10 protein-coding genes are annotated in these 11,600 nt (G+C 33.8%); 4 read left to right on the top strand and 6 right to left on the bottom strand.

All coding sequences use genetic code 11. The features are described from left to right. Positions 1-93 precede the first annotated feature (93 nt). A complete protein-coding gene (locus ATO12_RS03085; protein WP_034238503.1) occupies positions 94-879 on the top strand; it encodes a DUF3050 domain-containing protein in 786 nt (261 codons plus the stop codon). Between the two features lie 49 nt (positions 880-928). Here ATO12_RS03085 and ATO12_RS03090 read toward each other — a convergent pair whose 3' ends face one another. From ATO12_RS03090 to ATO12_RS03105, 4 genes are read right to left on the bottom strand one after another with little or no spacing between them, the layout of a single operon-like run. Continuing rightward, positions 929-1,558, bottom strand: coding sequence for a chloramphenicol acetyltransferase (locus tag ATO12_RS03090; protein ID WP_034238505.1), 630 nt, complete (start codon positions 1,556-1,558; stop codon positions 929-931). A gap of 2 nt (positions 1,559-1,560) precedes the next feature. Then, complete coding sequence (locus ATO12_RS03095; protein WP_034238507.1) at positions 1,561-2,253, bottom strand: HAD family hydrolase; 693 nt, start codon at positions 2,251-2,253, stop codon at positions 1,561-1,563. Position 2,254: 1 nt separating this feature from the next. Beyond that, positions 2,255-3,946, bottom strand: a complete 1,692-nt coding sequence (gene ettA / locus ATO12_RS03100; RefSeq protein WP_034238509.1) for an energy-dependent translational throttle protein EttA — start codon at positions 3,944-3,946, stop codon at positions 2,255-2,257. 42 nt (positions 3,947-3,988) lie between these two features. After that, a complete protein-coding gene (locus tag ATO12_RS03105; RefSeq protein WP_034238511.1) occupies positions 3,989-4,171 on the bottom strand; it encodes a CAL67264 family membrane protein in 183 nt (60 codons plus the stop codon). Between the two features lie 531 nt (positions 4,172-4,702). Between ATO12_RS03105 and ATO12_RS03110 the strand changes: the two genes are divergently transcribed. The 3 genes from ATO12_RS03110 (at position 4,703) to ATO12_RS03120 (ending at position 8,046) form a co-directional block, all read left to right on the top strand. After that, complete coding sequence (locus ATO12_RS03110; RefSeq protein WP_034238514.1) at positions 4,703-6,331, top strand: acyl-CoA carboxylase subunit beta; 1,629 nt, start codon at positions 4,703-4,705, stop codon at positions 6,329-6,331. Between the two features lie 119 nt (positions 6,332-6,450). Then, on the top strand, positions 6,451-6,642 hold the full coding sequence (locus ATO12_RS03115) for a hypothetical protein (protein ID WP_034238516.1): 192 nt from the start codon (positions 6,451-6,453) through the stop codon (positions 6,640-6,642). A gap of 162 nt (positions 6,643-6,804) precedes the next feature. Further along, positions 6,805-8,046, top strand: coding sequence for a M14 family metallopeptidase (locus tag ATO12_RS03120; RefSeq protein ID WP_034238526.1), 1,242 nt, complete (start codon positions 6,805-6,807; stop codon positions 8,044-8,046). Between the two features lie 11 nt (positions 8,047-8,057). On the opposite strand, the gene ATO12_RS03125 is transcribed toward ATO12_RS03120, so the two are convergent. Then, positions 8,058-9,380 (bottom strand): M24 family metallopeptidase, encoded by a 1,323-nt coding sequence (locus ATO12_RS03125; protein ID WP_034238529.1) that lies wholly within the window; start codon positions 9,378-9,380, stop codon positions 8,058-8,060. Between the two features lie 117 nt (positions 9,381-9,497). Beyond that, the gene (locus ATO12_RS03130; RefSeq protein WP_034238530.1) at positions 9,498-11,582 is read right to left on the bottom strand and encodes a VWA domain-containing protein; all 2,085 of its coding nucleotides are present in this window, start codon (positions 11,580-11,582) and stop codon (positions 9,498-9,500) included. Positions 11,583-11,600: the final 18 nt, after the last annotated feature.

An 11,600-nucleotide genomic window follows, 5' to 3' on the forward strand; every position in this document is an offset into this window, starting at 1 on the left:
TTTTATATTATTTTTACGCCAGTTTAAAAACATGGTTGTCTTTTTTATGTTAGAATAGCTAACATGTAATAGAAAAATAGAATGTAATACACTATGAACAAATTACAATACATAGAAAATGAACTTTTTGATTTAAGAGTACAATTACAAAATCATAAGCTCTATAAAAATTTGAGTCATATTAACGACATAAAAACATTTATGGAAAACCACGTTTTTGCGGTTTGGGATTTTATGTCTTTACTAAAAGCAATACAAATTAAACTAACCAATGTAACTACCCCATGGATTCCTAGAAAAAACCCTGTATTGTCCAGATTTATCAATGAAATTGTACATGCAGAAGAAAGTGATATTAATGAGTTAGGGGAACCTAAAAGTCATTTTGAAATGTATTTGGATGCTATGAAACAGGTAAAAGCCGATACATCCAAAATTGATTTGTTAATCGATTTAATTGCATCAGGAAATGATGTCGATTATGCATTAAGCCAATTAGACATAGATCAGCATGTACAGAATTTCGTTAAATTTTCTTTCGAAATAATAGAAACTGGCGAACCTCACTGTATTGCATCTGCATTCACCTTTGGGAGAGAAGATGTGATTCCTGATATGTTTATTGAAATATTGAAAAAATCTGACTCAGAAAATAAATTATATAACAAACTAACATATTACCTCGAAAGACATATTGAACTTGATGGAGATGAACATGGACCGCTTTCATTAGAAATGATTTCTGAATTATGTGGAAACGATTCAAAAAAGTGGGAAGAAACTTTACAAGTTGCCAAAAGAGCTTTGGCTCATAGAATTAAATTATGGGATTGCATTTCTGATATGATAGAAAAGGAAAAGCTAACATATAGTATCTAAAACACCTAAAAAACATCTTTAAGTATCATAAAAATAATACTTAAAGATGTTATTCATTCAATAATCGTTGAAACTCTTCAAGATAAAGTCCAATGTGATATCCATCCATGAGTCCGTGATGTACATTAATAGCAATTGGCAAACTTAGTTTACCATTTTCTTTGGTATATCTGCCAAAAGAGATTTTCGGTACACTATCCTTAAACTGAAAATGTCTGGCATGTGTAAGCCCCGTAAAATTATACCATGGAATAGATGAGTAATGAATTGTATCTATACGTTTGGCATTATCTGTATGTCGTAAACCTGTACTTTTTTTAACAGCTTCAATCTCTTGCTGTGCGTTACTACAAAACACCTCAAAATCATTATCATACTCCATAAATGAAAATCCGAATGTATGATCTTCTCTCCCAATAGTTGGTGATGCATGAATTTTATCATATACAAATACTTGATCATCCTCTATACGGTATCTAAAGGCTTCAATAGCGTTAGCCGCATGAAGAGATTTGTAGAGATAAAATAAAAAATAAGGATATCCCAGATCTTCTATCTTTTGGTATCCCAATGTAAAATCTACAGTTGTGGTTATTCCAAAAAACGGTTCATCAAAACTACCAAAAAAGTCAAAATGTTCTTTTCTGTTCCAGGTAGTTAGATCTAGTTTTGTTTTCATTTTTATAATATTTGCAACAACTCACTAGCCTTTGCAAAGCTTCTAAAATTAGGATGATCTATTTTATCATCAATCATTTCATGAGCCCAGGTCGTGTGAAACGGAATATGAAATGCATGTGCCCCAATATTTAAAACCGGAAGGATATCGGATTTTAGTGAGTTCCCTACCATTAAAAATTCATTTTCAGTAATATCCAGGTGTTTTACCAATTTTTTATATTGCTTTTCTGTTTTATCAGAAACAATTTCAATATGATGAAAATAATTCTCTAATCCAGAATTAATAAGTTTACGCTCCTGATCCAACAAATCTCCCTTAGTTGCCATTACAAGCCGGTATTTCTCGGATAACCGACGTAATGTTTCATCAATCCCATCGATCAATTCTATAGGTTCCTGAAGCATTGCTTTTCCTTTTTCAATTAGTCTCTGCACAAGATCTATCGTCATATTTCCATTAGAAATCTTGATAGCAGCTTCTATTAACGAAAGTGTAAATGGCTTAATCCCATAACCATATAATGGCAGATTTTGCATTTCGACATCAAAAAGCAATTTGTTTGCTTCTTCTTTGGGTAAATACTCTTCTAATAACGCACAAAACTCCTCTTCTGCTTTCCTAAAAAAAGTTTCATTTACCCAGAGCGTATCGTCTGCATCAAAAGCAATTACTTTAATCTTTTCTAAAGGCATTTTATCTCACCAATTTTTTGTACTTAATACGTTTTGGCATTAAATCTCCACCTAAACGTTTCTTTTTATTCTCTTCATAATCAGAGAAACTTCCTTCAAAGAAATATACTTGCGAATCTCCTTCAAAGGCTAAGATATGTGTACAAATTCTATCGAGGAACCAACGGTCGTGAGAAATTACCACAGCACATCCGGCAAAGTTCTCTAAGCCTTCCTCTAAAGCTCTTAATGTATTCACATCTAAGTCATTAGTTGGCTCATCTAAAAGCAATACATTACCTTCTTCCTTTAAAGTCATTGCCAGGTGTAATCGGTTACGTTCACCTCCAGAAAGAGTAGATACCTTTTTATTTTGCTCGCTTCCGCTAAAATTAAAACGACTCAAATATGCTCTTGAATTTACTTGCCTTCCTCCCATCATTACCAACTCCTGTTCATCACTAAAGTTTTGCCAGATAGTCTTATCAGGATCTATATTACTATGACTTTGGTCTACATAAGCGATCTTAGCGGTATCTCCAACCGTAAAGCTACCTTTATCAGGTTGCTCCTCTCCCATTATCATTTTAAATATAGTAGTTTTACCAGCTCCGTTTGGACCAATAATCCCAACAATACCCGCCTGAGGAAGATTAAAATTTAAATCTTCATATAACAACTTATCATCAAAAGCTTTACTTACTCCCGTAGCTTCGATTACGTTAGTTCCTAATCTAGGACCATTAGGGATATAAATTTCAAGCTTTTCATCTACTTGTTTTTGATCCTGACTTAACAATTTATCGTAGTTACTTAAACGTGCTTTTTGTTTTGCCTGTCTACCTTTTGGGGCCATACGAACCCATTCTAACTCTCGTTCTAATGTCTTTTGGCGTTTAGAAGCTTGTTTTTGCTCTTGTGCAAGGCGTTTCGATTTTTGATCTAACCATGAGGAATAATTTCCTTTCCATGGGATACCTTCTCCTCTATCAAGTTCTAATATCCATCCTGCAGCATTATCCAAAAAGTATCTATCGTGAGTTACAGCAATTACAGTACCTTTATATTGCTGTAGATGATGCTCTAACCAATGAACAGATTCTGCATCCAAATGGTTAGTGGGCTCATCTAATAATAAAACATCTGGTTCTTGTAATAAAAGACGACAGAGAGCTACTCTTCTACGTTCACCACCAGATAATACTCCTATTTTCTTATCAGATTCTGGAGTACGAAGTGCATCCATAGCTATTTCTAACTTGGTATCCAACTCCCACGCATTACTAGCATCGATCTGATCCTGTAGGTTTGCTTGTTTATCCATAAGCTCCTGCATTTTATCAGGATTCTCATAGACCTCTGGTAAACCAAACATATCATTAATCTTATTATATTCGTCTAAAACAGCAACAGTTTCTGCCACGCCTTCTTTTACAACTTCTAATACAGTCTTTTCTGGATCCAGCTTTGGTTCTTGTTCTAATAAACCAACCGTATATCCCGGAGCAAATACAACATCTCCCTGGTAATTTTTATCTATTCCTGCTATAATCTTAAGCAAAGTAGATTTTCCAGAACCATTAAGTCCCAGGATACCTATTTTCGCACCATAAAAGAAACTGAGATATATATTTTTGAGAACCGGAGTATTCGCACTTTTATACGTTTTACTCACTCCGGACATCGAAAAGATTACTTTTTTATCGTCTGACATAAGCCCTTAATTGTTATTTTTAGATTGTACGTTTTATAAGAGTTAAACTCTTCCTTTTAATGCATTAAAAACCCAGGCAATTGCAAAAAAGCCAACCCCAACAGCCGCAAAGCCATATCCTGATACATCTCTATATCTAAAAGCTCCTAATGCAATAAGTGCTAAACCAACTATTATCATTATAAAAGTTGCCCAAGCCAACACTGTATTTTTATTCATTCCCATAAATTATTTTTTTAGTTTAGTACGGTTACTCATGTTTTTATACATAAGCAAGTGCAAATATCGGTATTTTATCGTCAAAACACAGGTTTTTATAGAGTTGTTAAGACAAAAAAATAGTTTATCTCTTGTTCTTCAATAAATTAAGAATTCACTTTTATTTAAAAAAGATCTTTAAAGGTCTAGTATCAACTCTAAAACATAGTATCAGACTTATTAACAACATATGTATTTCTTTTTCTGATTCGAAATATTAATATACTCATGATAATACTTCGTAGATATAAACAAAACTTACAATCAAATTATTTTACTGATATTTAATATTAAGCACAAAATAATGAAGTTTTCTTATTATACCCTTACCACAATCATTCATTAAATCACTAAAAAACAACAAGTTAAATAGATCAAATAATATTACCTAATTAACAAAATAACAGCGCAGTTTAAATTGGTTTTCTACTCTTTATAAAATCTACGTTTTTTGTATTTTCGTGCAAACAATACACACAATATACACAATACACAAAAATGGATATAAACTTCAACAAAAACGAAGATCACAATAAACTTTTAGTATCAGAATTACGACAACGCCTTGCCAAAGTAAAATTGGGAGGAGGCGAAAAACGTATTGAAAAACTTCATGCCAAAGGCAAAATGACAGCAAGAGAAAGAATCGATTATTTATTAGATAAAGATTCTAAATCTATAGAAATTGGTGCTTTTGCGGGAGAGGACATGTATCATGATCATGGAGGATGTCCTAGTGGCGGTGTAGTCGTTAAGATTGGATATGTAAGTGGAAAACAATGTATTGTTGTCGCTAACGATGCAACGGTAAAGGCTGGTGCCTGGTTTCCTATTACAGGAAAGAAAAACTTAAGGGCCCAGGAATTATCTATTGAAAACAAATTGCCTATTATTTATCTTGTTGACAGCGCTGGAGTATATCTACCCATGCAAGATGAAATTTTTCCCGACAAAGAACATTTTGGGAGGATATTTCGTAATAATGCAGTAATGAGCAGTATGGGAATCGTTCAAATTTCTGCTGTTATGGGAAGTTGTGTTGCCGGAGGGGCATATCTGCCAATCATGAGTGATGAAGCTCTAATTGTAGATAAAACAGGTAGTATATTCCTTGCGGGAAGTTATTTGGTAAAAGCCGCTATTGGAGAAAGTATTGATAATGAAACTCTGGGTGGTGCTACTACTCACTGCGAAATTTCTGGAGTAACCGATTACAAAGCAAAAGACGATGCAAGTGCTTTGGATACCATTAAAAATTTAATGTCAAAAATTGGAGATTTCGAAAGAGCAGGTTTTAATCGTACAAAACCTGTTCTTCCAAAAGAAAATCAAGATGACATTTATGGGATCTTACCAAAAGCTCGAAATGAACAATATGATATGATGGAAATCATCAATCGACTAGTTGATGATTCTGATTTTGAAGAATACAAAGCCGGATATGGACAAACGATTTTAACAGGATATGCGCGTATCGATGGCTGGGCCGTAGGCATTGTTGCAAATCAACGTAAAATAGTAAAGACCAAAAAAGGAGAAATGCAGTTTGGTGGTGTTATCTATTCTGACTCGGCAGATAAAGCTACCCGATTTATTGCTAATTGTAATCAAAAGAAAATACCGTTGGTATTTCTGCAGGATGTAACTGGGTTTATGGTAGGTAGTAAAAGCGAGCATGGTGGTATTATTAAAGATGGTGCAAAAATGGTAAATGCAGTGAGTAATAGTGTAGTACCAAAATTTACCATAGTAGTTGGCAATTCTTATGGTGCAGGTAATTATGCAATGTGTGGTAAAGCATACGACCCCAGGTTAATTGCTGCCTGGCCAAGTGCAGAATTAGCGGTAATGGGAGGTGCTCAAGCAGCAAAAGTATTGTTACAGATCGAGACAGCCTCTTTAAAAAAGAAAGGAGAGCAATTATCTGAAGAAGATGAGAAAGCACTGTTTAATAAAATCAAAGCTCGATATGATAAACAAACTTCACCATATTATGCCGCTGCGCGAATTTGGACAGATGCTATTATAGATCCATTAGATACAAGGAAATGGATTTCTATGGGTATAGAAGCTGCAGATCATTCCCCCATCGAAAAGAAATTTAATTTAGGAATCATTCAAGTGTAAACTAAAAACATCTTGTATGTACTAGTGATTTGTGTATTAAAAATATGCAAAATGTATGTTTTAGGTTTTTTAGAAAACTTAACTTTAAAACTTAATTAACCATTTTAAATATTTTCACAATGATTAAGAACATTTTAAATTTAGACAAGGTTATACTCCTTAAAAAAGAACAACAAAAATCTATTAATGCAGGTTCATTTGATAGAGGGTGCCCTCAATTTCGAGCATGTTGGAAAGATAGTGATTGCCCTTGTGGAGGATGTGGAGTAACCATAGGAGGTCATTATATTGATGATTTGTGCGCTTTTTAAAGGGAAAAAGAAATCTAATCTATTTTATAGGTTAGCAAAACTAGCTCTAATTACTAAGTAACCAATATCTAAGTAATTAGAGTTATTTATGCAATTAGTATTCAGTATCTTTATTCATCTATTTGTAAATCTTCATTTACAAGGAATAAATACGCATCAGTTATGAAACTATATATCAACACCTCATGCATACTATTGATACTGAGCTTTATTTTTCTGTTAAGTTGCCAAACCGCCAAAAAAGTTGCTTTTGAAATCCCTGTAGACACTTCTTCGAAAAAAATCAACCACCAAATTAAGCAGACATATACATTACAAGATATTGGTGTATACGCCAATAATGAGTTTGACGGTGCCCGTCTAAATGGGTTTAGAAAAATAAATGATAGTACCGCAGCGGTTATTATAAACCCAGAAAATACTCCTATAAATAAAAGTGCATACTATGCTTTTAAAGCATGGTCTGATATACCTAAATCTTTTTATTTTCAGTTTCAATATCCAGATGAACATGAACACAGGTATCTTCCGCAGCTAAAAGTAAATAACGAGCAATGGAAAAGTATTGACTCTATCAATTTATACCAAACTAATGAAGGTACTACGATAAAAATTCAACTAGATAAAACACCTTTATTAATTGCTGCTCAGGAAATACATTCTTCTAAACATGTTAAGGATTGGTATACAAATTTGATTAAAGGAAAAGAAAGTTACGTAAATCTGAGTGTATTCGGAACCTCTAAATTAGGCAGAGAATTGCCCGTGTTAGATATTTTTAATGGGAGTCCCGAAAATAAGGATATAATCGTCTTGTTAACACGACAACATCCCCCAGAAGTTACGGGTTATTTTGCTTTTCAACACTTTGTACAGACCATATTAGATAATAATTCTGAACTTTCGAAAGAATTTTTGAATAGGTATCGTGTATTAGCTTTTCCTATTATGAATCCAGATGGTGTAGATCTTGGTCATTGGAGGCATAATGCTGGTGGCGTAGATACTAACCGAGATTGGTCTGCGTACCGACAACCCGAAATTAGGCAAACTGTACAATTTATTTCTAAAACATTAAAAAAGAACAGTTCTAAACTAATATTAGGCCTTGATTTTCATTCTACATGGTATGATATATTCTATACCAATGAAATACGAAAAGGTACTACACTCCCCTATTTTATAGAAAATTGGTTTGCTGCTTTAGAAAATAATATCCCTAATTATGTTGTAAATGAAAAACCAGGAAACAGTAAAAAACCCGTTTCTAAAGGATGGTTTCTATATGGGCATAATGCTACAGGAGTTACTTATGAAATAGGTGATGATACTCCAAGAGACAAAATAAAAACGATCGGTACGGTTACTGCACAACAAATGATGAAGATTTTGACCGATAAGTGATGAAATTTAATTTACTTTCTTTTAGGAATGGTTATCAATTCGGTTTGTCTTTTGTTTACATATCTAAAACCAGGTTCTCCCCAAAAACCAGCTTCTTCGAGCATAATACGAATATCTTTTTTCCATTCTGGAAGTGCTACGGTAGTATTAAGCTCGATAGCATACACGGTATTTTCATACAAAGGATAATCTCCTGTTCCCGGGACTCCACCTTGCGCATCCCACATTCCTATTGTTGGTCCTGCAGAATGCCCATATAATCCTAATGGATGCGTGTATATTGATGGTTTAAGTCCTTCTGCTTTTGCTTGTTCAAGAGATTTTAGTAAAATCTCATTTCCGGTCTTACCAGTCTCAAAATTAGAAGTAAAAATGTCCTGTACTTTATTTCCATCTGCAAAAGCTTTTGTTAAAAACTCAGGTGGTGATGTTTCTCCATTTTTAAGAATATAAGCATGTTGCTGGCAATCTGTATTTAATCGTAAATATGTAATCCCAAAATCACAATGAATCAAATCTCCCGGTCTAATTACTTTATCCTTTGGTCGATTAGAAAAGGAAACAATATGGCTTTGTAATGCTTCACCCGAACGCTGAATATCTACAGTAGGATGAAACCAGGTTTTTAATCCCATATCGGTTACCTTTTGCCTTAACCACCAAACTACATCGTCTGTAGTAGTCGTTCCTGGTTGTATAACCGAAGTACTAAATGCCTCATCAATAATATCATGAGTGATTTTTACCAACTCTTTATATATTTCCATTTCCTGTTGGGTACGTGTTTCTACCCATGCAATTGATAGTTTTTCTGCAGAAGAAATTCTTGACTTATATTCTTCTGGCATCGCATTCATCAACTCATCATAATCTGTTTTTACAATACCATCCAGAATTCCGAAGTCTTTAGAATAATTAACACCAATTTTTTTAGGATCTCTCTTTGAAATTATATCAACAAGTGCTTTCCATTGATCTGGTTGTTTATCCTTATCCCAGGCAGAATCAATGTTTTTACCCACATTATATCGAGCTACTGCCAGTTTTTCTATTGTATTCTTAGCTTTATCTCTATAAAAAACCAATATAGTTCTCCGTCTGGCATTTAACCAAGTTGAAGGCAGCATTGTTTTAAGTACAGGGTCTTCATTATATTCTCTAGAAATCAAGATCCACATATCAAATTCTGTACGATCCATTAATTGAGGTAAAAGATTATCGAATCGATCTTGTAAAACCATATCAATTGCTGCAGCTCTTTCTCTTTGGTTAAGAATTTGAGATTCAATTGTAGTACTTAGGAAAAACAAGGTTATGATAAAGAGGTTTTTCATAGTGTGATAGTGTGAGGCAATTTAATCATATAATCGAAATAAAAATATCACAAAAAAAGACACCTGCAAAACAATACAGATGTCTCTTTTTAACTTTAACAATACCTTTTGATTACTCTATAATCCCTGGTAGCTATTCATAAGTCTTACAAATTCTGCTTTATACCCCAGGTTATCTTTTTCTTTATTCGTTTCGGCTAAAGCAATTATATCTTTAAGGTTTTGGTTTTCAATATATTTTGACCCCCTTAGTTTCATTCCAAACCATGCAACTGATGCTGCAAAATTAAAATCTTGTGAAACCGAAGTTTTGGTATTGATCTGTAAAACATGAGCCATTTCGATGCTCTTTTTTTCTTGTGGTCTTTTATACCTAAACTTAACGGTTAACAACTCATCTCCATATTCTTTATTAATTGTTGAGTTGGTATATTTTAGATCAGCAATCTCTTTCAGATACTTACTTTTTATCCCGACAGGGATTACTTCATATAATGCGGTCACGGTATGCCCGCTTCCCAATTCTCCTGCATCTTTGGTATCATCTATAAAATCCTCATCTGCCAAAAGTCTATTTTCGTATCCTATTAATCGATATGCCTGTACTTTTTCTGGGTTAAATTCAACCTGAATTTTTACATCTTTAGCTATTGTATATAGAGTACCTCCGAATTCTTTTCCCAATACCCTTTGGGCTTCTTGCATGGTATCGATATATGCATGGTTACCATTACCGGTATCCGCTAATACTTCTAACTTACTATCCTTATAGTTTCCCATCCCGAATCCAAGGCATGTTAGAAACACATCAGATTTACGTTTTTCTTCAATCAATTTTTTCATGTCTTTATCGCTACTAATTCCTACATTAAAATCACCATCGGTAGCCAGGATAACTCTATTATTACCATTCTTTATAAAATTTTCTTTTGCAATTTTATATGCCAATCGTATTCCTTCTCCTCCTGCTGTTGATCCTCCTGCTTCAAGATTTTGTAATGCTTGATTAATTTCGTGCTTATTAGCTCCAGATGTGGGTTTTAATACCATTCCTGCTGCTCCCGCATATACAACGATAGAAACCTTATCTTTTTCACGTAATTGATTCACCAAAAGTTTAAAAGCTTTTTTAAGTAGAGGTAATTTGTTACTATCGCTCATCGATCCCGATACATCAATTAAGAATACAAGATTTGATGCAGGAATTTCATGTTGAGGAATCTCTTTTCCTTTTAATCCGATTTTAACCAATTGCGTTTTTGTATTCCAGGGAGTTGAAGCATGCTCAGTATGAATTGCAAAAGGATGCTCGTCTTTGGGTTGTTCGTATTGATAATTAAAATAATTGATCATTTCTTCAATTTTAACGGCATCTGCAGGAACGTTAACTCCATTATTAATCATTCTTCGAATATTGCTATAAGATGCTTTATCTACATCAATAGAGAATGTAGAAAGAGGGGCCATTTGAACTTTCTTAAAATCGTTCTCAACAATTTCTCGGTATGATTCATCATTTTGTACGTTATAATTTCCAGAATGTGTGGTGATTACAATACACCCATGTTTGGCCTTAGCTCCGTAAACCGAAGTTGCTTTTTTATCTCTAAGCACTTCTACTTTTGCTATTTTTGTCGGATCTATTGAATTTACCACAGCTATATCTTTATTATCAACGGGTACTCCGTCTACTACATACAGTGGTTGTTTTGTAGCAGAAACCGAACTGACCCCTCTAACTTTTAATATATTACCAGTACCAAAAACCTGTACTCCGGCGGATTTATTTTTACGTCTTTGTCTATGTTTTCTCCCTTTTCTTCTTGGCCTATTACTAGATACAGCATAACTCGTAGATTTCCTTACTCTATTAGATCCATATGCTGTGACAACTACTTCATCTAATTCTGCCGAGGAAGAAATCATCATGACGTCTATAATCGTAGAATTAGTGGTTATTTTTTCTTCAGCGGTTTCGAATCCTACATAAGAAAACATTAATGTGTCTCCTATAGTTGCCAGAATAGTGTAATTACCGTCAAAATCTGTTTGTGTTCCATTGGTACTTGCTTTTACAACAATATTCACACCTGGTAAAGGCAGACCTTGATCATCTGTTACTTTTCCTGTAACTTTTATCTCTTGCGCATTGGAAATCCCTGTTATAAGGAAGGCAAATAAAATGTATTGTAATAGTCTCATAGTTAATAGTTTTTAATT

It is taken from the genome of Aquimarina atlantica (assembly GCF_000626715.1).
Classification (GTDB): domain Bacteria; phylum Bacteroidota; class Bacteroidia; order Flavobacteriales; family Flavobacteriaceae; genus Aquimarina; species Aquimarina atlantica.